Consider the following 18925-nt stretch of genomic DNA (forward strand, 5'->3'; position numbering starts at 1 on the left):
GGGCCATCGCTGCATTGAACTACCCTTGCCTGTGCATCGCAACGGCACCCGCCTGCAGGTACCGCCCTTCAGCTGCGCAGGACCTTCTCCAGCGCCTTGCCCTTGGCCAGCTCGTCCACGAGCTTGTCCAGGCAACGGATCTGGCGCATCAGCGGATCCTCGACCTCTTCCACGCGCACCCCGCAGACCACGCCGCTGACCAGGGGATGACGTTCCACAACCGCGGGAGCGCCCGCGAAGAAAGTCCGGAAATCCACCTGCTGTGCGATCAGTGCGTCCAGCTCCGCCTGGCTGTAACCGGACAGCCAGCGGATGACGGCATCGACTTCATCCTTCGTGCGACCCTTCTTCTCCGCTTTCTGTACGTACATTGGATAGACCTTCGCGAACGCCATCGCGAACACTCTCTCGTTGCTGGCCCTGCGCGGATCTCCCGACGTCCGTGCCGATCCTAGCGCAGTCCGGCCCCCGGCGAGCCCGTGCTTCCAGCGCAGCCGGCTTCCTTTCACCCGCCGCTGCAGGCCGGTCTTACGCGCGGGACAGCCTGCGCTCGGCGTCGCGGCCAGCGTCACGATCCGAGCGCTTCCAGCATCTTGTTGAAACCCACATCGCCCAGGGTCCGTGGCGCCAGAGAGGAGCTGCGCGGATTGCTGGATACGAACAGACGACCGGCCGCCCTCGCCTCGCGCAATTCGGGCACCGCCGCGTACCACAGGCCTTCGCAGCGCGTGACCACCAGCACGGCACCGCGGGCGATCGCTCGGCGCACCAGCGCGAAGCTGTACGCCTGGGACGGCAGGCGGACCGAGCCATGCGCGAAGCTCTGCGAGCGGTACGGAAAGAATTCGATCGAGCAGACCCGCTGGTCGAGGCGACGCTGTGGATGCAACTGCCGGGCCACGGCTCCCATGCACCGGGACCACCGGCATGCACGCCAAGGGCTGGACGCGCGACCGCGCGCTGGCCTTCATGCGCGACAACACGGCGCTGTCCGAGCACGAGATCACCACCGAGATCGACCGCTACATCTCGCCTGCGGCCGTGGTGCCGATGTGCCGATGGCTCTCGTCGCGCAGACTGGCAAGCTGGTCGGGAACGTGCTCGCGGCTGTCAGCCGAAAAGCTGGCGTTCAACTGCAGGATGGCCAGCGGTGCATCGACCGGACCCAGTCGCGGCTCCGGTGTGTAATCGGGGCGGACCCTGGACGCGTCGCGGCAGGATGACGCATCCGCTCCGCAGGCGGGCCGTCCACAACGACCCCGGCAGCGCTCGCGCCGCCACTGGTTGAACGCGTGGACATAAGGCGCGTCCTGGGGCAACACGAAGGGCGCCCTGCCAGGCAGCGCCAGCCACGGATTCGGCAACGTCACCCCGTCCGGCATGGCTGCGGGAGCTCAGTCGAGCCGGCGGTCGCGGACGTGGCGGTGGAAGAAGTCGGCGATCGCGCGGTAAACGTGCGTGCGCATCCACGGCGACGACAGGCCGTGCTTGCCACCCGGATAGGTCATCAGCTCGAACTGGGTGCCGTTCCTCTGCAGGCGGTTCATCAGCTCGGTGGAGTGGCTGAAGAGCACGTTGTCGTCGGCCATGCCGTGCACCAGCAGCAGCCGCGAGGTCAGGCCGTCGAGGTACGGCCACAGCGCGCTGCGATCGTAGCCCTCCGCATTGCGGGCCGGATGGTCGAGGTAGCGTTCGGTGTAGTGCGTGTCGTAGAGCCGCCAGTCGGTCACCGGCGCCACCGCGGCACCGGCGGCGATGACATCCGAATGCTTGGCCAGCAGCATCAGCGTCATGTAGCCGCCGTAGCTCCAGCCGAACACGCCGATGCGCTGCGGATCGACGAACGGCTGCGTGCGCAGCCAGTCGATGCCGACGCGCTGGTCGCGCGCCTCGGCTTCGCCCATGTGGCGGTGGATGGCGTCCTCGAACTTCTTTCCGCGGCGGTACATGCCGCGGTTGTCGAGGCGGAACACGACGTAGCCCTGGCGCGTCATGTACTGCACGAAGTGGTCGCCCCAGCCCTTGTTGACCAGCTGCACGTGCGGTCCGCCGTAGTAGTGCACGAACACCGGATAGCGCTTGCCGGTCTCGAAGCCCTGCGGCTTGTACAGCTGGTAATGCAGCGCCTGGCCATCTTCCGCGGTCAGCGTGCCGAATTCCGGCAGGCTGTGGCCATCCAGGTAGGGCGCGTAGGGATGGCTGTCGTCGAGGGCATTGGCGAGCAGCACCGCGCGCTCGCTGCCATCGTTGCCGTGGAGGCTCACCCGCGGTGGCTGCGAGGGATTGCTGGCGATGTCGACGTAGATCGCGGCGTTGTCGGCGAACACCGGCGAATGCATGAAGGCCTCGTCGCTGACCCGGACGACGTCGCCGCCGGCCAGTGGCACGCGGTACACCTGCGCGCCCAGCGCATCCTCGCGGTTGCCGCGGAACCAGACCTGGCCGGCGTCCTCGTCCACTGCGAGCACGCCGTCGACGACCCATTCGCCGCGCGTCAGCTGGCGCTGGCGGCCACCATCGGCGTCGTGCACGTACAGGTGCCGGAAGCCGTCGCGCTCGGACGACCACAGGAAACGGCCGTCGCGCAGCGGACGCAGGTCGTCGTGCAGGTTGACCCAGGTGTCGGCCGTTTCCGTGAGCAGGACGCGCTGGCGGCCGTCACCGGGAACGGCCTCGATGAGTTCCAGGCGGCGCTGGTCGCGGCTCTGGCGCTGGAACCAGACGGCGCCGCCGTCGGCACGCCAGTTCACGCGGGCGAGGTAGATGTCGGTGCTCGGTCCAAGGTCGATCCAGGTGGTGGACGGCGCCGGGTCATCGACGGCAATGACGCCCAGGCGGACATCGGCATTGTTCCCGCCAGCCGCCGGATAGCGCTGTTCGATGATGTCGACCGAACCGGCCTGGATCTCGAAGCGGCGCTGCATCGGCACGCGTGCCTCGTCGACGCGCACGTAGGCGATGCGCGTACCGTCCGGCGACCACCAGTAGCCGCGGTGCCGGTCCATTTCCTCCTGGGCGATGAACTCGGCGACCGCATTGCTGACCGGTCCACCACCGTCTTCCGTCAGGGCGCGGATGCGGCCGTCGGCGATGGTGGCCACGTGCAGGTTCTGGTTGCGCACGAAGGCGACGTGGCGGCCGTCGGGCGCGATGAAGGCGTCGGTGACGAAGCCGTCGCCGGCATCGGCGAGCTTGCGTGCCGGGCCGTCCGGCAGCGGGTAGTGATAGAGCGATCCGTCAAGCGGAAACAGCAGTGCGCTGCCGTCCGGTGCCCAGCCGTAGTCGACGATGCCGCTGAGGGCTGCGATGCGCAGGCGCTCGCGGCGCGCGGCCTCCCCGGCCGAGAGCTCGGCGGCGCCGGAGAGGGCGTCGGCATCGACCAGACGCCGGGTTTCACCCGATTCCAGGTGGTATTCCCAAAGGTCCTGGCGGTTCTGGTCGTCTTCGCGGCCGCGCAGGAAGGTGACGCGGCTGCCATCGGGCGCCACCTTCAGGCCACGCAGGCTGGGGCCGGCCAGCGGTGGATCGGCGAACAGCCGTTCAATGGTGAGTTCCGCGGCGGTGGCGGACAGCGACAGGCCGAGGGTCATGGCGGCAAGCAGGAGGCGCATGGCGGATTCCGGTGTGGATCAGACCTTTGCAGCCTGACGCGTTCGCCGCGCAGTCTCAAGGGGTCCGCTCGCCGGTGCGCCGCGACTCAGAGGATCGGCACCATCGGTGCGCCGAAAGCGGCCACCAGGCGCGCCCGGATGCGCGCCAGGACATTTTCGACGCCGGGGAAATCACCGACGTCTTCATGGCAGCGGTAGAAATCCGGATGCTCGCGTGCCAGTGGCGGACAGCCCTCCACCGGCTGGAAGCTGCTCGCATAGCGGAATGGCCACAGGTCGAACACCGGCAGCGCCGAGGAAATGTTCTCCAGCGTGCGGCTGAGCCAGTAAACCGGCATCGGGCCGCGTTCGCGCGGGGCGATGATCCAGCTGTTCGCCGGCTCCATGTCACGTTCGATCAGCTGCGCCAGTTCGGCGGCGAAGCCGGTGTCCTCGATGATCACCGCCGCTTCGGTGTTGAAACGGTCGGAACGCGGGTCGAAGTTGTGCGTGCCGACCAGGGCGATGCGGCGGTCGACGACGGCGCTCTTGCCGTGCAGGCTGACGCGGGGCGGCTGTCCCGGGTCTTCGGCCTCGATGATCCGCGGCCAGTGCGCCGGGTCCGGGCGCATCTCGTAGATCTGGAAGCCGAGCTCGCGCAGGTAGCGCTTCTTGTATTTGTAGGACAGCGCGTACACCGGATAGGCGTCGGTGGCCGCCAGGCTGTTCGTCGACACGCGCACGCGCATGTCCGGATGGTCGAGCTGGTGCTGCCGGAACAGCTCCCGCGAAGTGCGATCCAGCACCAGGTAGGGCGTCTGCAGCAGGACTTCCTTCTGCGCACCCGTGAACAGCTCGCGGATGGCGAGGCTGGCGGCATTGGCTTCCGGACGGCGCGAACCGATCTTGGAAGGCAGGTCGGCGACGAAACGCAGCTTTTCGACCGTGCGCATTGGCGCGATGAAGCGGGCCTGCACCAGCTCCACGTCGTTGGCATCGGCAACGAGTCCGCGCAGCCGCGCGGCGACCGGCGATGCCGGATCGGGCAGGTGGGCCAGCGCGCCGTCGCCTTCGTCGCCGCGCAGCAGGGTGCGGCCTACGTCGGCCAGGTGCGCGACACGCGACGCGTGGCGATGCCGCCAGAAGCGTTCGAAGGAACCCAGCATGTCGGCGGTGGCCGGCCCGAGCACCAGGACTTCGCGATCGTAGTAGGCGAAGTCCGCTTTGAGGTCGTAGTAGCTGTCGCGGTAATTGCGGCCGCCGATGATCGCCAGCCGGCCGTCGATGGCGAACAGCTTGTTGTGCATGCGCTGGTTGAAGCGGCGGAAACAGCACAGTCCGCTGGCCAGGTATTCCCAGGCCTGCGTTCGTGCTTCGCGGAACGTCGGATTGAAATAGCGTAGCTGGAAGTTGGGATGCGCCAGCGCCAGCTGTGCCAGGCGGTCGACCTGGTTGAACGAGAAGAGCTGGTCAACGAGCACGCGCACGCGCACGCCGCGGCGCGCCGCCGCCAGCAGTTCGCCGATCAGCACTTCGGAGCTGGCGTCGTCCTGGAAGATGAAGGTCTGGACGTCGATGCTTTCGCGCGCGGCGCGGACCAGGTGCAGGCGCAGGCGCAGCGCGTCGGCGCCGCGGTTGAGGATGAGCACGCGGTGCCTGCCGTCGTCGGCGTCCATCAGCGCATGGAAGGGCGACGGCATCGCCTGGCAGTGCTGGCCATCGCCACAGTCGCGGCTCTGCGCGTGGGCTTCGCTCACACGGGCATCGACCTGGGCCCGCCTGGCGGGACCCAGGGCACAGCCGGCAAGCACGATGAGCATCGACGCCGCCAGCAGGAGGCGTCGCACGGGCACGTCCACGAAACTCAGGGCGCCCAGTGGTCGAGCAGGCGGCCGCTGCCGCGCAAGGGGCGCGCCGGGCGGTCCGGGATGGTGAGGCGGGCGTGGGCGCAGGTCATCATGGCCGGTGCGCGTGGACCGGTCAGGTAGACCAGCAGGTCCTGCAGTCCGGGATTGTGCCCAATCAGGACGGCGTGGCCGGCAAGCTGCTGGACCTCCGCGATCAGGTCGAGCAGCGTCTCCAGGTCGGCTTCGTACAGCCGCGGCTCGTCGACGGCGCGGCTGGTGAAGTCGTAGCCAAGGGCGCCGAGGGTCGCCCGCGTCCGCGCGGCCGGCGAACACCAGACGCGGTCCGGAAAGGTGCCGCGATCGCGCAGCCGCTCGCCCAGGATCAGCACCTGGCGCTGCCCCAGCGGCGAAAGTTCGCGTTCGATGTCGCTGCCACCCGGATCCTTGTTCCGGGCGTCGGCGTGTCGGATGAGCTCGAGCTGTAGGGCCATAACTCTGCCCGCAGGCGGTCGTCAGGGTTGTAAAGGGCGGCTAGTAGCGCATACCGGGCATTCCGGCGCAACCGGGCCGCACAAGTGTTGACAATCCGGCACGGCACCGCCGCCGTTTCCGGGGACGTTCCGGGACCGGGTCCGGACCGCGCCCAGGTCGACCGGAAGGGTGTTTTCCCGCCTGCGCTGCAATGCGTCAGGGCGGCGATGATACAGGTACGACGCAGACATCCCCACCCGGACGGGACCACACGCGCCACCCGCGCCGCAGATGGAGGTAACCCGGCCTTGCGCGACGATGCCGTTGGCAGGATGGACCGCCTGGTCCGCGCTTCGACCAGGCCACCAGGCCGGTGGCTCAGGCCGCCCGCAGCCCGTGCCGTGCGCGCCTCAGGCCAGCCAGCGCAACAGTTTCCGGTAATCCTGCTGGCGTTCCTGGGCGACCTGGCTGTGGTAGTCGAACAGCCCCTTGCCCATGGTGGCGCTGAGCAGGTAGGCCTGGGTGTCACGGATCTGGGCGAGCAGCGGGAAAGGCTGACTGGACAGGCGTTCGACGGCGGTGCGGGCGGAAACCGTGTCGGAACGCACGCGGTTGAGCACCAGCCCGACCTCGACACGGCCGGAGGCCACCAGCGGCAGCGCCGCCAAATCGGCGAGGAAGCGCTCGGTGGCATCCAGGTCGATCACCGACGGCAGGACGGGCACGACCACCCGGTCGCCCTTCGCCAGCAGCTTGCCGAGATCGTCGGCATCCATGCCCGCGGGCGTATCGACCAGCAGGTAATCGATCCCGGCGGGGGGCTGGAACGCCTCCAGGCGCTTGATCCGGCGCAGCACCACCCATTCCAGCGGCGCGGCGTCGCCAGGCCGTCGTTCGCACCAGGCGGCCGTGGACAGCTGTGGATCGCAGTCCGCCAGCAGCACGCGCTTGTTGCGGTTGGCGAGTGCCACGGCCAAGTTGACGGTCAAGGTGCTCTTGCCGGCGCCACCCTTGCTGTTGGCGAGGAATACCCGTTTCATGGCCCCTCCCGCGTGCGAATTCCCGGCGATTATGCCGCACGGGGGCGGGATGTCGAGCCGGACCGGCCGGCGGCCGGGCCGGCACGGCCGGATTCAGCGCGCCCCGGCGTGGGCCAGGGCGGCAACCGCGGCCACGCGCGCGGAGCGCACGCGGTCGGCGATGGCGGGGCCGTCGAGGCCGGGCCCGGCCAACGCTCGCGCATCGACCGCGCTCGCCGCCTCCAGCGCGCGGGCCAGGCGCTGCGCCTGCGGATAGGCGTGGTCACGGAAACCCTCGCGGCCGCGCTTGTCGGCTTCACAGGCCAGCAGGAAGCGGCGGAAGCGCTCCGGCCGGCGGAACGCATCGAGGCGACCCAGCAGGTCGACGATCGTCGTCGGCCGCAGCTCCAGGGCGCGGTGGCATTCCAGGTGGTGGCGGCAGACCAGACGGGCCAGGTCGCCATGCTCGCGCGACACCTTCAGCCGGGCGTTCACCGCATCGACCAGCGGCACGCCGGCGTGCTCGTGGCCGATATGCGAGGGCAGCAGCGAAGGGTCGGTGGCGCCCTTGCCGAGGTCGTGCAGCAGGGCGGCGTAACCGACCACGCTGTCGCCGGGCGCCAGTTGCGCGGCCATGTCGCTGACCAGCTCCTGGTGGCGACCGGTATCCACTTCCGGATGGTATTCGGCGCGCTGCGGCACGCCATAGAGGCGGTCGACCTCCGGCAGCAGCACGGCCAGCGCCCCGCAGTCGCGCAGCACGCGCAGGAACGCCGAGGGCGTCGCTTCGCCGAGCGCGCGTTCCATCTCCGCCCAGACCCGTTCCGGCACCAGGTGGTCGAGTTCGCCATCGGCGACCATGGCGCGCATCAGCACCTGCGTTTCCGGCGCGACGGTGAAGCCCAGGCCAGCGAAGCGCGCCGCGAAACGGGCGATGCGCAGGACCCGGACCGGGTCCTCGACGAACGCCGGCGAGACATGGCGCAGCACCCGGGCCTGGAGGTCGGCGCGGCCGCCGAACGGATCGATGATCCGGCCCTGCGCGTCTTCGGCGATGGCATTGATGGTCAGGTCGCGGCGGCGCAGGTCGTCCTCCAGCGTCACCGAGGGGTCGGCATCGACGACAAATCCGCGATAGCCGCGGCCGGACTTGCGTTCCGTCCGTGCCAGCGCGTATTCGGCATGCGTCTGCGGGTGCAGGAACACCGGGAAGTCGCGTCCGACGGCACGGAAGCCGAGCGCGTGCATTGCCGCCTGGCTGGCGCCGACGACGACGAAGTCCTCGTCACCCGGCGCGCGGCCGAGCAGGCGGTCGCGCACGGCGCCGCCGACGCGGTAGGTGGCAAAGGACCCGGCGGTTGGAAACGGCAGGGCCGGCTGCGCTTCGGCCATGTCAGCGCAGGGTGTCACCGCGGCAGCGGTCCAGCCGCGACTGGTGGCGCCCGCCGGCGAGCAGGTCGGGCACGATCGCCGCGACTGGCGTCGGCACGATGCCGAGGACGGCCAGGCCATCGCGCGTGCCCACCGAATCCAGTTTCAGCGAGCGGAAGTTGTCGCTGGAGATCGGCTTGCCCGGCAGCAGGTCGCCGAACTGCGCCTGCAACCAGCCCAGCGCGTCCGGCAGGCCGATGATCCAGCGCCGGCGCCCGGTCCAGCGCGCGGTGTCCTCGACGATGCGGCGCAGGCTCATCACTTCCGGCCCGAACAGCTCGAAGGTTTCCCCGGCCGTCGGTGGCTGCAGCAGGCAGCGCGTGATCGCCTCGGCGACATCATCGACGAACACCGGCGCGAACTTCGCCTGCGCACGCGCCAGCGGCAGCATCGGCAGCAGGCGCAGCAGGCGGGCGAAGCGCGTGTAGAGGCCATCGCCGCGGCCGAAGACCACGCTCGGGCGGACGATGGTCCAGGCCAGGCCGCTCTGCCGGACCAGCGTTTCGGCTTCACCGCGTGTGCGCAGGTAGTGACTCTCGCCTTCGCCGGCACGCAGTGCGCTCATCTGCACCAGGCGCTGCACGCCGGCGCGCCTGGAGGCGGCGATCACGTCCCGCGTCAGGTCGACATGCGCCTTCTGGAAGCCCTTGCCGCTGTAGCCACGCTCGTTGAGGATGCCGATCAGGTTGACGACGGCACCGGCTCCGGCGAAGGCCGCATCCAGTCCGGCCGTCGAATACGGATCGACGCCCGGCACTTCGACGCCGGGCAGCAGGCGCAGGTCGCGATGCAGGTTCGGATTGCGACTGGGAACGCGCACGCGCAGCCCGCGCCCGACCAGCGTCGCGACCAGCCGGCGGCCGACGAAGCCGGTTCCGCCGAGGACGACCACCGGCCCGTTCATGGCTGCCTCCCGGGCGAAGGCGCGGAGGCCAGCGCCGGTGCCGCACAGACCACCGGGCGATCCGGTGCCGGCACGCCGGCATAGGGCTGGCCCGGGTCGGGCAGGCGGCTGGACAGCGGCCGCACCTTGCCGTGCAGGCGCCAGTCGTAGATCACGCTGAAGGCGAGCACGCGGGCGACGTATTCACGCGTCTCGTGATACGGGATGGTTTCGATGAAGACGTCGGCGGGCCGGTCGGAGCGTTGCGAGAGCCAGCGTTGCACCGGCGCCGGGCCGGCGTTGTAGGCGGCGCTGGCCAGCCACGGGCTGTTGCCGAAGCGCGAGGCCTGCTGCGACAGGTATCGGGTGCCCAGCCGGATGTTGAATTCCGGCTGGTACAGGCTGGAAGTGCCGGTCCAGGTCACGCCGAGCTGCTGCGCCATGGACCTGGCCGTGCCGGGCAGCAGCTGCATCAGGCCGTGTGCGTCGGCATGCGAGCGCGCGTCCGGCTGCCAGGCGCTCTCGGCGCGGATCAGGGCGAACACCCAGGCCGGGTCGATGCCGTTGTCGAGCGCGTCGCGTTCGACCTGCTCGCGCTGCGCCACCGGGAAGCGCAGGCCGTACTTGCGCAGGTGATCGCCGCTGTTGAGGGCGAACACGGCGCGGTCATGCCAGCCCTGTTCGGCGGCCAGGATCAGCGCCTGGTCGCGATCGGCCTCCGACAGCTTCGCGACATCGTGGTCCCAGGCGCGGGCCGCTTCACTGCGCCAGCCGACCCGGTGCAGTTCCAGCGCCCGCGCCAGGTCCGTGCGCCGGCGCAGCTGCGCCGCGCGCTGCGGATCGGCCGCGACCTCCTGGGGACAGATGGAGTAGGGCTGGTTGGAACGGTCGGCGGCCAGGAAGCCGTGGAAATTGGATTCGGTGGACAGTGCCGCGAAGGCATCGTGCGCGGCCTGCCGGTCGCCCAGTTCCTGCAGCGCCCGGGCGCGCCAGTAACGCGGACGTGCGCTGTCGGCCAGCGGCCGTGGCAGCCCGTTGGCGACGTCGCGCACATCGCTCCAGGCCTGCCGTGCCAGCGCCGCGCGCAGCTGCCAGTCGGCGAGCTGCTGGTCGCGGACGTCGGCGGGGACGCGCTGGAACCAGTCTTCGGCATCGGTGCGGTAGGCGACGGCGGCATACAGCGCCAGTTCGCGCAGGATGGCGGCGCGTTGCGTGGCGTCGAAATCGAAACGGCGCTCAAGGCCATGCCACTGGCCGATGGCGGCGACCACATCGGGTTTGGCGAAGCGGCGCAACGCCAGTGCAGCGGCCTCGCGGTTCGCCGCGGTGTCGGGCCACGTCGCCGCGGCGGCCAGCGTGGCCTTCGGGTCCGACAGCGCGCGCGCCAGGCGTTCGCCATGCGTGCGCTCGTCGCCGGCCGGCAGCTGACGCGCCAGGTGCGTGGTCAGGCCGGCGTCACCGGCATCAACGGCCAGCCGCAGCCGCTCCCACAGCGCCCGGGTGTCCAGCCAGCCGTGTTTGCGCGCGACCGCCAGTGCCGGATCGCAGGCATCGGGGAGGCTTTTGCCGGTCGGCCAGATGGCGAGGATCTCGCTGCGCAGTTCCTGCTCGGCGACACCGGTGCCCAGGCGCGCGCGCAGGCGCTGGCAGCGCAGTGTCGTGCCGGGGCTGTCGTCGCCCGGATCGAACTGCAGGAAGGTGTTCCAGTCCTCGCGGCGCGCCAGTTCGGCCAGCCATTCAATGCGGAACTGGCGGCCGAGCTGGGTCGCGGATTCGCGATCGAGGAATTCGCGCGCGCGTCGGGCATCGAGCGTGCGCAGGTCGCGGCGCAGCAATGCGTAGTCGAGGTAGGGCGCCAGCACGTAGTCGTCGAGATGCTGTCGGCGCGCCTCGTAGTCCGCCTGGCGTCCGGCCGCCAGCGAGACCGCGGCGGCAAGGAATTCGCGACGCTGGGCAGGCAACGGATCCTGCGCGCGCAGCGGCTTGGAGGCATCGACGGCAAGCAGGGCGCCGCAGAGCAGGAAGACAAGGCGTGTGTTCATTTTTTCCAGTCTAACCCAGTGCGCGTGAAGGCGAAGCCGGTTTCCGCCGTGCATCGTCGATAATCCGCCGATGCCCTACGCCCTTTCGCTGTTCGACATCACGACCTTCCTCGCCCTGGGCGCCGCCGCCGGCTTCCTCGCCGGCCTGCTCGGCATCGGCGGCGGCCTGATCGTGGTCGCGGCGCTGGTCTGGCTGCTGCCGGCCCAGGGCATTCCCGAACCCGTGCTGATGCAGGTCGCGCTGGCGACGGCGCTGGCCGGCATCGTGTTCACGTCGATGTCCTCGACGCGCGCGCACTGGCGCCGCGGCGGCATCCGCTGGCCGCTGGTGGCGTGGCTGGCGCCGGGACTGGTGCTGGGCGGGCTGGCTGGCGCGGTGCTGGCGACGTGGCTGCCGGGCTGGCTGCTGGCGGCGTTCGTGTCCGTCTATTGCCTGCTCAGCGCCGCTCAGCTGGCCTGGGGTCGCAGCCGTCCCGCCACGACGCATGTGCACGACGTCGGGCGCGCCCTGCTGGCCGCTGCCGGCCTGGTGATCGGCGCGGTGTCCGCGGTGGTCGGCATCGGCGGTGGCTCGATGACCGTGCCGCTGCTGGTGTGGCGCGGCGTGCTGCCGGTGCAGGCGGTGGCCACCTCTGCGGCCTGCGGCGTGGTGATCGCGCTGGCCTCGGTGACCGGCTACGTCTTCTCGCCGCATGAACCGTCAGTGGCGTTGCCGCCGGGCACCTGGGGCTACGTCCAGCTGCCGGCGGCGCTCACCATCGCGGCGGCCAGCGTGCTGACGGCGCCCCTGGGCGCACGCCTTGCCCACCACCTGCCGCCACAACGGCTGCGCCAAGTCTTCGCGGTGTTTCTGCTGGTGATCGCCGCGATGATGGCGATCGCAGCGCTGCGGTGAGCGCGGCAGGCGGTACGGCGCCTTCAGGACGGCACCGCCTGCGCCGGAGCTCAGGGCTTGTTGGCGATCAGCCAGTCGGCGACGGCGGTCGGCTTGCTGGCGTCCGGCTGGTTGCGCTGCACGCGATAGCGGCCGGCGACCACCAGCGTCGGCGTCGAGCCGACCGCGGCCAGCTTCACGTAGTTGCGGCTGCTTTCCATGGCCGCCTCGACCTCGGGCGACGTCGCCGCCGTCATGAACGATTCGCGGTCGATGCCGGCGCCGGCGAGCAGGTCTGCGATCTGGTCGATGGTCTGCGCCGGCTGTCCGCCCCGGTACAGGCCTTCGAACAGGGCGCGATGGCCACGACCCAGGGCGCCGATCTTGCGCATGGCGTGGAAGGCACGATTGAACGGCTGCCAGGCCGGATGGAACTCCGCCGGCTCATAGCGCAGCACGATGGCATTGCCGCGCTCGCGCTTCCAGGCATCGATTTCCGGCTGGAACTGCGCGCAGGCCGGGCAAGCGTACGAGAACACCTCGACGACCTCGTTGTCGGCGGCGCCGGCGATCGGCGTCGCCAGGCGCTCGTAGTGCACGCCTTCGCGATAGGTGCCGCCGCTGGCGCCCGTCGACGAAGCGCTTGCGCTTTCCGACTTTCCGCCGCAGGCGGCGAGCAGGCCGGTGACCAGGGTGATGAAGAGCAGGCGCGGAATCATGTTCAAGTCTCCGTTTCGGAATCGGGAAAAACAGGGGCCCAGCTGCAGTCGGGCGGCATGCGCGCCGTCATCGCCAGCGGCAGGTGATCGGACAGCCCGACGGTCGGTGCGTCGCAATGCACCGGTTGCAGGCTGTCGGACAGCAGGATGTGGTCGATGCCACGCACCGGCGCCCAGCTGGGAAAGGTTGCCGGCGATGCGCTCGGCGGTGCCAGCGGCGTGTCGTCGTACAGGCGCAGCATCTCCGGCGCAGTCGCCGGGCAGTTGAAGTCGCCCATCACGACGACGTTGCGGTGGCCGTCGATGATCGAGCACAGGAAGTCGATCTGCCGCGCGCGGGCGCGGGGACCCAGTGAAAGGTGCACGACGACCACCAGCAGGCTGTTCTCGTCCTCGCCGAAACGCGCCCACAGCGCACCCCGGCCGGGCAGCGTGCCGGGCAGCGCGTAGTCGCGCACTTCGGACGGCTTCTGGCGCATCAGCAGCGCATTGCAGGTGTGGGTGATGCCACCGATGCGGCGGTTGGTCTGGATGCTGAACCAGCCGAAGCCGGCGCCGTCGGCAAGGAACTCGATCTGGTTCTGGAAACCCGAACGCAGGCTGCCGGCATCGGCTTCCTGCAGGGCGACGATGTCGAAATCCGCCACCAGCGTCGCCAGCTTGTCGAGGTTGCGACGGCGGGCACCATGCGGAAGCACATGGCGCCACGGGCGCGTCACGTAGTGCCGGTAGCGCTCGAAGTGCGCGCCAGCCTGGATGTTGAAACTCAGCAGCCGGATGTCGCGTCCGCCCCCGGCCGGGTCGCGAGACGACGGCGGCGTGGAGGAAGACCCGGGCCTGACCGACGCCATGGCCGCGCCGCGGTCAGCGCTTCGCGGGCGTCTCGAGGGTGACGAGATAGTCGACCACCTGCAGCATGCCCTGGAAGCCGGCGGCACCGGCACTGACCAGGTACTTGCCGTTGACGACCATGCTCGGCGTGCCTTCGATGCGGTAGCTCATCGCCAGTTCGCGCTCGCGCTGGATGCGCGCGGTTGTCTGCTCGGACTGCGCGGCGGCCAGGAAGGCGGCGCGATCGACGCCCTTGCCGGCGACGAAATCGGCAATCGCCTCCAGGTTGCCCAGCGGCTTGCGCTCCTGGTGAATGGCCTTGAAGAGCTCGCCGTGCAACCGCTCCAGCGCACCCATCTCGGACAGGGCGTGGTACGTGCGCGCCAGCGCTTCCCAGGTCGCGTTGAACACGGCAGGGATCGGGCGGAACTCGACGTGCTCGGGCAGCGAGGCCTTCCAGGAGGTGATGAACGGCTCGAAGTTCGCGCAATGGACACAGGCGTACGAGAACATCTCGACGACCTCGACCTTGCCCTCCGCGGCCTGCGTCGGCACCGGCGGATCGATGCGGCGGTAGTGCTGGCCTTCGTTGTAGAGCGACTGGGCGCCGGCAGCGACCGGGGCGATCAGGGCGAGGGCGGCTGCGGCAACGCGAACGAACATGGGCGTGTTTCCTGCGATGGAGTCGACGACGGACCGTGTCCCTGGGCTCAGGTTCCCGGGACGGTGTCGGCGGATTCAGCCTCGGCGGGCTCGGCCTCACCCGCCTCGCCGGCTTCCGCCTCGGCTTCGACGGCGGGTGCGGCTTGCGCCGGCGCGGCAGCGGCACGCACCGCCGGCTGCGGGCCGCGCGGGGCGCGGTGCAGGCCTTCGATATAGGTCGCCAGCGCGTCGATCTCGCTACTTTCCAGGCGTCCGGCGATGGTCGACATCACCGTGCTCGGATCGGTCTCGCCGTCGTAGTGGCCGCCGGACTCGAAGAAGCGCAGGCGTGCCGCGGTATAGGTGGCATGCTGGCCGGCCAGCGAGGGATAGCCGGAACCCGGAACGCCACGACCGGCGGCGCCATGGCAGGCGATGCAGGCCGGCACACCCTGTTCCATCTTGCCGGAGCGATAGAGCTTCTCGCCGAGCGCGGCATAGGTGACGCCATCGTCGCGACCGACCACCGGGCTGTCATCGGCCACGCCGGCACGGCCGGTCTGGGTGGCGAAATAGGCGGCGATGTCGGCGATGTCCTGGTCCGTGAGGTCCTGGACGAACGGCATCATCTCGAACACTTCTCGGCCGCCGTCGCGGATCAGGCGCGTCTGGCGGCTGACGTAGTCACTGTGCTGGCCGGCCAGTTTCGGCCAGTTCGGCATCGTCGAATTGCCGTCCATGCCGTGGCAGGCGGCACAGGTGGCGGCCTTGCTGGAACCCGCCTGCGGGTCGCCCACCAGGGGCGCCTCGGCGGCGAACGCCGTGAAGGAAACGAGGCCAGCGAGGGCGATCAGCCGCTTGCTCATGGACACAGAACTCCGGACGAATAATCGGGCAAGACGGCGATTCTAGCGGGGATGGGCGCCGACGTCATGACCGGCCGGCCTTGCCAGCCCCTATCATGGGCGCATGAAAAACCCCTTCAACCGCGCGCGCTTCGCGCTGAGCGCCCCGCGAATGGGCGACATGGGCCCCGATGTCGGCCGTGAACTGGCCTTCGTCGGACGCTCCAATGCCGGCAAATCCAGCGCCATCAATGCGCTGACCAATATCGGTGGCCTCGCCCGCACATCGCGCACGCCAGGCCGTACCCAGCAGCTGGTGGTGTTCACCCTGGACGACGAACACCGCCTCGTCGACCTGCCCGGCTACGGCTATGCCCAGGTGCCGATGGCCGTGCGCGAGCACTGGGGCCAGGAAATGGAGCGCTATTTCCAGCACCGCGGCGCGCTGGTGGGGCTGGTGCTGATCATGGACAGCCGGCATCCGCTGAAGGACAGCGACTGGCAGATGCTGGAAGCCTGCGGCCAGCGCGGCCTCCCGGCCCTGTGCCTGCTGACCAAGGCGGACAAACTCAGCCGCAGCGAGCAGCAGTCCAGCCTGCGCCAGGTCCGGGCGGCACTGGCCGAGCACGGACAGCGCGCCGCCGTGCGCCTGTTCTCGGCGACGCGGCCGATGGACATCGACGGCCTGCGCGCCGAACTGGCCGCCTGGCTGTACGAGGGCGAGCCGCCGGCCTGAACCGGCGCCGCGAAAGCGGCTTCAGTACCGGAGCGTCGCACGCAGCGGCGCGGCGGCCGTCCAGCGCGCACGACCCTGCAGGGCGGTGAGTTCGATGAGCACGGCGGCACCGACGACCTGGGCCTGCAGGCGCTCGACCAGGCCCAGGGCCGCCACCAGCGTGCCGCCGGTTGCCAGGACGTCGTCGACGACCAGCACGCGGCTGCCGGGCTGGAAAGCGTCGGTATGGATCTCCAGCCGGTCGCTGCCATATTCCAGCCCGTAGTCGGCGGCAAAGGTCTCCGCCGGCAGCTTTCCCGGCTTGCGGATGGGCACGAATCCTGCGTCCAGTTCGCGCGCGAGTGCCGCACCGAGGATGAATCCACGGGCTTCGATGCCGGCCACCCGCTCCACGCCGGCATGCCGCCACGGTTCCGCCATCGCGGAGATGGCCTCGGCGAATCCGCTGGCGTCGGCCAGGACAGGCGTGATGTCCTTGAACAGGATGCCGGGCCTGGGGAAGTCGGGAACATCGCGGATCAGTCGGGAAAAGGCTGTCGTCACGGTTGCGGACCTTCGGAGTCGGCTGCGGAGTGTGCCTTGCCGAGGCCCAGACGGACACTGCCGACGAAAATGCCGGCCAGGGCGAGCGCCAGTCCGAGCCATTCGCCGGCACGCGTCGCGCGCTCGAACAGCAGCACGTCGAGCACGAACGCCAGCGCCGGCTGCAGCAGCAGCAACAGACCGACCAGCGACGCCGGCAACTGCGGCATCGCGCGCACGATCAGCATCCAGCCCAGGCACTGGCCGACCAGGCCCAGCGACAGCAGCGCGACCAGCGAGCGCGGGTCGGGTATGCCCAGCGGCGCACCTTCCGCCAGCGCCAGGCCAGCAAGCAGCAGCGCGCACAGCAGCGAGTTGACCGCCAGCCAGGCACCGGCATCCAGTGCCGGCCGCCGACGGCGCTGCGCTTCACGGAATCCAAGCAGATACACGGTGTAGGCGACGCCGCTGAGCAGGCCCAGCCAGACCCCGGTGCGGTACGCCGGCGCGAACGCCGACCAGTCGGCCCCGACCAGCAGCCACGTGCCGCCGAAGGCCAGCACGGCGCCGGCAAGGAAGCGCGGTCCCAGGCGTTCGCGATAGAACAGCACGCCCGCCAGCGCCATGAAGAACACCTGGAAGTTCGTCAGCAGGGTCGCCAGCCCGGGACCGATGCCGTGGATGCTCCGGTGCCAGAGCGCGAGGTCGGCGGCCATGCCCGCCGCCGGCAGCAGCATCCACAGCCAGTCGCTGCGCCGCACGCGTCGCCAGACACCCGCCGGCAGCAGCGCCAGCGCCAGGATGCCGCCGCCAAACAGCATCCGCCAGAACGCGGACACCGTCGCCGGCACGTCCGCGAAACGGACCAGGATGCCGGTGAGGCTGATCAGGGAGGCGCCGGCCGCCAGCATGACGGCGGCTAAACGGTTGCTCATTGACAGGGCCCGCGAACAGGAAAGTGTGTGACTGCGCGCACAACGCGGCTGGCGGCCCGTGTGACGAGCGCGCATGATGACGCAAGGCTGCTTGCCGCGCGCGGCGGCTGCGACGGAAGGCTGCAGCGCAGCGGTGTCTGCCGGAGACGCTCCCGATCCTCCCACTCAAGGAGTCCGCCCATGCCTCGCCCCGCACTGTCCTGTTCCCTGCGCCTGTCGCCCGTTCTCGCCCTCCTGCTGTGCCTGCCGGTTTCCGCCCAGGACCCGGACGAGGCGCCGCCGCGCACCCTGCGCGATCCTGCCGAGGCGCTGCCCAGCCGCGCTTCGGGCGAAGCGGTGATGAGCAGCCGGGATGCCTTCGACCGTGAACAGCCGCAATTCCAGATCGGTCGTCGCAAGCGCAGCGAAACGCCCGCGGTCGATGCCACCGGCGCGCAGCTCGCCGGCGACGACCAGAGCCTGGGCTACGCCTGCGACATCGGCGAACGGGTCGAACTGGTCGGACACCGCAACACGGTGGACATCACCGGAGACTGCCTCGGCCTGAGCATCGTCGGCCACGGCAACCAGGTGACCATCGAGGTCGTCGACGACATCCGCATCGAAGGTCGCGACAACGATGTGCGCTGGCAGCGGGGCTTCACCAGCACGCGACCGAATGCCCTGGAACTGGGGGGTCGCAACAGCGTGCGCGCGCTGGCCGACGCCCGGGACGAAGGTGACTGAGCGCAGCTTCACGCGGCGCGCGCCCCGCACGGGGTCGCCTCGACGCGCATCACCTGCGGGCGGAGGGGCCGCGCACCCCGGATGCGTTCGACGAAATCGCTGGCGTCCATGCCGGCCAGTGCCTGGTCGAAGCGCGGCAGGCCAACGCCATCCATGCCCAGGCAGCCGCTCGATGCATATGCGCGCCGGCCTCAGCCGTGGTCGGCGGCCGATCGCGCCGCCACCCGGTCTTGCACGCTGGCCCGCATCCGGTCGACGCCGAGCCAGCGCGCCACCCATGACGCTGACCGCCGGACGCGGATCGACAGCGGCTGCAGCATCACGCAGGGACATGAAGCCGCGTTCTCGCACTGGGAGCTCCGGGCGCGGGATGGGATCGGAAGACGTTCGCCCGGGCGCTATGCTGGGCCGCCCGTTTCAAGCGGACGAATCGCATGAAGATCACCCTCTGGCACAACCCGCGCTGTTCGAAATCGCGCGGCGCACTGGCCCTGCTGGAAGAACGTGGCCACGCGCCCCGGATCGTCGATTACCAGAAGACGCCGCCCGACGCGACGCAGTTGCGCGAAGTGCTGCGCAAGCTCGGCTTGCCGGCACGCGCGCTGCTCAGGACGGGTGAAGCGCTTTACGGCGAACTGGGGCTGGCCGATGAAAGCCTCGACGAAGACCGTCTCGTCGCCGCCATGGTCGCCCATCCCATCCTGATCGAGCGGCCGCTGGCGGTCAGCGACTCGCGGGCGGTGATCGGTCGTCCGCCCGAACGCGTGCTCGAGCTGCTGGACGACTGATGTTCGGCCACGCAGCGGATCCGG

20 protein-coding genes and 1 pseudogene are annotated in these 18925 nt (G+C 70.0%); 5 read left to right on the top strand and 16 right to left on the bottom strand.

Features of this window, described 5'->3' with window-relative positions:
• Window positions 1-68: 68 nt before the first annotated feature.
• Window positions 69-572, bottom strand: a complete 504-nt coding sequence (locus EDC25_RS15000; RefSeq protein WP_210771987.1) for a DUF2200 domain-containing protein — start codon at window positions 570-572, stop codon at window positions 69-71.
• Entirely contained in the window at window positions 569-901 is a 333-nt protein-coding gene (locus EDC25_RS06665) for a hypothetical protein (protein ID WP_132577337.1), read from the bottom strand. Before EDC25_RS06665 ends, EDC25_RS15000 begins: the two co-directional genes overlap by 4 nt.
• A 20-nt stretch (window positions 902-921) precedes the next feature.
• On the opposite strand from EDC25_RS06665, the pseudogene EDC25_RS15005 reads away from it, so the two are divergent.
• Window positions 922-1032: pseudogene (locus tag EDC25_RS15005) on the top strand (DUF885 family protein); the annotation flags it as partial.
• Window positions 1033-1394: 362 nt separating this feature from the next.
• On the opposite strand, the gene EDC25_RS06675 reads toward EDC25_RS15005, so the two are convergent.
• From EDC25_RS06675 to EDC25_RS06705, 7 genes are all read right to left on the bottom strand, one after another.
• Entirely contained in the window at window positions 1395-3611 is a 2217-nt protein-coding gene (locus EDC25_RS06675) for a S9 family peptidase (protein WP_243695105.1), read from the bottom strand.
• 86 nt (window positions 3612-3697) lie between these two features.
• Window positions 3698-5437 (bottom strand): phospholipase D family protein, encoded by a 1740-nt coding sequence (locus EDC25_RS06680; RefSeq protein ID WP_132577338.1) that lies wholly within the window; start codon window positions 5435-5437, stop codon window positions 3698-3700.
• A gap of 17 nt (window positions 5438-5454) precedes the next feature.
• A complete protein-coding gene (locus tag EDC25_RS06685) occupies window positions 5455-5928 on the bottom strand; it encodes a SixA phosphatase family protein (RefSeq protein ID WP_123521109.1) in 474 nt (157 codons plus the stop codon).
• Between the two features lie 390 nt (window positions 5929-6318).
• Window positions 6319-6948, bottom strand: coding sequence for a ParA family protein (locus tag EDC25_RS06690; protein ID WP_132577339.1), 630 nt, complete (start codon window positions 6946-6948; stop codon window positions 6319-6321).
• A gap of 93 nt (window positions 6949-7041) precedes the next feature.
• Window positions 7042-8319 (bottom strand): multifunctional CCA addition/repair protein, encoded by a 1278-nt coding sequence (locus EDC25_RS06695; RefSeq protein WP_132577340.1) that lies wholly within the window; start codon window positions 8317-8319, stop codon window positions 7042-7044.
• A gap of 1 nt (window position 8320) precedes the next feature.
• Window positions 8321-9262 (bottom strand): complex I NDUFA9 subunit family protein, encoded by a 942-nt coding sequence (locus tag EDC25_RS06700; RefSeq protein WP_123521398.1) that lies wholly within the window; start codon window positions 9260-9262, stop codon window positions 8321-8323.
• Complete coding sequence (locus tag EDC25_RS06705; protein ID WP_164483963.1) at window positions 9259-11283, bottom strand: transglycosylase SLT domain-containing protein; 2025 nt, start codon at window positions 11281-11283, stop codon at window positions 9259-9261. The genes EDC25_RS06700 and EDC25_RS06705 overlap by 4 nt, the downstream gene beginning before the upstream one ends.
• 70 nt (window positions 11284-11353) lie before the next feature.
• Between EDC25_RS06705 and EDC25_RS06710 the strand changes: the two genes are divergently transcribed.
• Window positions 11354-12178, top strand: coding sequence for a sulfite exporter TauE/SafE family protein (locus EDC25_RS06710; protein ID WP_123521396.1), 825 nt, complete (start codon window positions 11354-11356; stop codon window positions 12176-12178).
• A gap of 50 nt (window positions 12179-12228) precedes the next feature.
• Here the strand turns inward: EDC25_RS06710 and EDC25_RS06715 are convergent, their stop codons facing one another.
• The 4 genes from EDC25_RS06715 to EDC25_RS06730 all read right to left on the bottom strand — a co-directional run bounded on the left by EDC25_RS06715 (window position 12229) and on the right by EDC25_RS06730 (window position 15215).
• A complete protein-coding gene (locus EDC25_RS06715; RefSeq protein WP_123521395.1) occupies window positions 12229-12876 on the bottom strand; it encodes a thiol:disulfide interchange protein DsbA/DsbL in 648 nt (215 codons plus the stop codon).
• Between the two features lie 2 nt (window positions 12877-12878).
• Window positions 12879-13649, bottom strand: coding sequence for an endonuclease/exonuclease/phosphatase family protein (locus EDC25_RS06720; protein ID WP_377600579.1), 771 nt, complete (start codon window positions 13647-13649; stop codon window positions 12879-12881).
• 91 nt (window positions 13650-13740) lie between these two features.
• Window positions 13741-14370: a thiol:disulfide interchange protein DsbA/DsbL gene (locus tag EDC25_RS06725; protein WP_123521393.1), complete on the bottom strand. Its 630-nt coding sequence runs from the start codon at window positions 14368-14370 to the stop codon at window positions 13741-13743.
• Between the two features lie 47 nt (window positions 14371-14417).
• A complete protein-coding gene (locus EDC25_RS06730; protein WP_123521392.1) occupies window positions 14418-15215 on the bottom strand; it encodes a c-type cytochrome in 798 nt (265 codons plus the stop codon).
• 103 nt (window positions 15216-15318) lie between these two features.
• Between EDC25_RS06730 and yihA the strand changes: the two genes are divergently transcribed.
• Window positions 15319-15930, top strand: a complete 612-nt coding sequence (gene yihA / locus EDC25_RS06735) for a ribosome biogenesis GTP-binding protein YihA/YsxC (RefSeq protein ID WP_132577341.1) — start codon at window positions 15319-15321, stop codon at window positions 15928-15930.
• Between the two features lie 21 nt (window positions 15931-15951).
• Here the strand turns inward: yihA and EDC25_RS06740 are convergent, their stop codons facing one another.
• Together EDC25_RS06740 and EDC25_RS06745 are read right to left on the bottom strand one after the other, a co-directional pair.
• Window positions 15952-16473 carry an adenine phosphoribosyltransferase gene (locus tag EDC25_RS06740; RefSeq protein ID WP_240639608.1) on the bottom strand — a complete coding sequence of 174 codons (522 nt, stop codon included), beginning with the start codon at window positions 16471-16473 and terminating at the stop codon, window positions 15952-15954.
• A complete protein-coding gene (locus EDC25_RS06745; protein WP_240639607.1) occupies window positions 16470-17387 on the bottom strand; it encodes a DMT family transporter in 918 nt (305 codons plus the stop codon). Before EDC25_RS06745 ends, EDC25_RS06740 begins: the two co-directional genes overlap by 4 nt.
• A 180-nt stretch (window positions 17388-17567) precedes the next feature.
• Between EDC25_RS06745 and EDC25_RS06750 the strand changes: the two genes are divergently transcribed.
• Complete coding sequence (locus tag EDC25_RS06750) at window positions 17568-18113, top strand: DUF3060 domain-containing protein (RefSeq protein ID WP_123521389.1); 546 nt, start codon at window positions 17568-17570, stop codon at window positions 18111-18113.
• Between the two features lie 8 nt (window positions 18114-18121).
• Here the strand turns inward: EDC25_RS06750 and EDC25_RS14685 are convergent, their stop codons facing one another.
• Complete coding sequence (locus EDC25_RS14685; protein WP_164483962.1) at window positions 18122-18268, bottom strand: hypothetical protein; 147 nt, start codon at window positions 18266-18268, stop codon at window positions 18122-18124.
• A gap of 279 nt (window positions 18269-18547) precedes the next feature.
• Here EDC25_RS14685 and arsC point away from each other — a divergent pair, with 279 nt between their 5' ends.
• Window positions 18548-18901 carry an arsenate reductase (glutaredoxin) gene (gene arsC / locus EDC25_RS06755; protein ID WP_123521388.1) on the top strand — a complete coding sequence of 118 codons (354 nt, stop codon included), beginning with the start codon at window positions 18548-18550 and terminating at the stop codon, window positions 18899-18901.
• The last annotated feature ends 24 nt before the right edge of the window (window positions 18902-18925 follow it).

This window comes from Pseudofulvimonas gallinarii (genome assembly GCF_004343305.1).
Lineage (GTDB): Bacteria > Pseudomonadota > Gammaproteobacteria > Xanthomonadales > UBA2363 > Pseudofulvimonas > Pseudofulvimonas gallinarii.

Bases quoted from the DNA above. Each gene is read 5' to 3' on its own strand.
- EDC25_RS06675 (WP_243695105.1), bottom strand. From the start codon at position 3,611: ATGCGCCTCCTGCTTGCCGCCATGACCCTCGGCCTGTCGCTGTCCGCC.
- EDC25_RS06685 (WP_123521109.1), bottom strand. From the start codon at position 5,928: ATGGCCCTACAGCTCGAGCTCATCCGACACGCCGACGCCCGGAACAAG.
- EDC25_RS06690 (WP_132577339.1), bottom strand. From the start codon at position 6,948: ATGAAACGGGTATTCCTCGCCAACAGCAAGGGTGGCGCCGGCAAGAGC.
- EDC25_RS06695 (WP_132577340.1), bottom strand. From the start codon at position 8,319: ATGGCCGAAGCGCAGCCGGCCCTGCCGTTTCCAACCGCCGGGTCCTTT.
- EDC25_RS06700 (WP_123521398.1), bottom strand. From the start codon at position 9,262: ATGAACGGGCCGGTGGTCGTCCTCGGCGGAACCGGCTTCGTCGGCCGC.
- EDC25_RS06705 (WP_164483963.1), bottom strand. From the start codon at position 11,283: ATGAACACACGCCTTGTCTTCCTGCTCTGCGGCGCCCTGCTTGCCGTC.
- EDC25_RS06710 (WP_123521396.1), top strand. From the start codon at position 11,354: ATGCCCTACGCCCTTTCGCTGTTCGACATCACGACCTTCCTCGCCCTG.
- EDC25_RS06715 (WP_123521395.1), bottom strand. From the start codon at position 12,876: ATGATTCCGCGCCTGCTCTTCATCACCCTGGTCACCGGCCTGCTCGCC.
- EDC25_RS06725 (WP_123521393.1), bottom strand. From the start codon at position 14,370: ATGTTCGTTCGCGTTGCCGCAGCCGCCCTCGCCCTGATCGCCCCGGTC.
- EDC25_RS06730 (WP_123521392.1), bottom strand. From the start codon at position 15,215: ATGAGCAAGCGGCTGATCGCCCTCGCTGGCCTCGTTTCCTTCACGGCG.
- yihA (WP_132577341.1), top strand. From the start codon at position 15,319: ATGAAAAACCCCTTCAACCGCGCGCGCTTCGCGCTGAGCGCCCCGCGA.
- EDC25_RS06745 (WP_240639607.1), bottom strand. From the start codon at position 17,387: ATGAGCAACCGTTTAGCCGCCGTCATGCTGGCGGCCGGCGCCTCCCTG.
- EDC25_RS06750 (WP_123521389.1), top strand. From the start codon at position 17,568: ATGCCTCGCCCCGCACTGTCCTGTTCCCTGCGCCTGTCGCCCGTTCTC.
- EDC25_RS14685 (WP_164483962.1), bottom strand. From the start codon at position 18,268: ATGGATGGCGTTGGCCTGCCGCGCTTCGACCAGGCACTGGCCGGCATG.
- arsC (WP_123521388.1), top strand. From the start codon at position 18,548: ATGAAGATCACCCTCTGGCACAACCCGCGCTGTTCGAAATCGCGCGGC.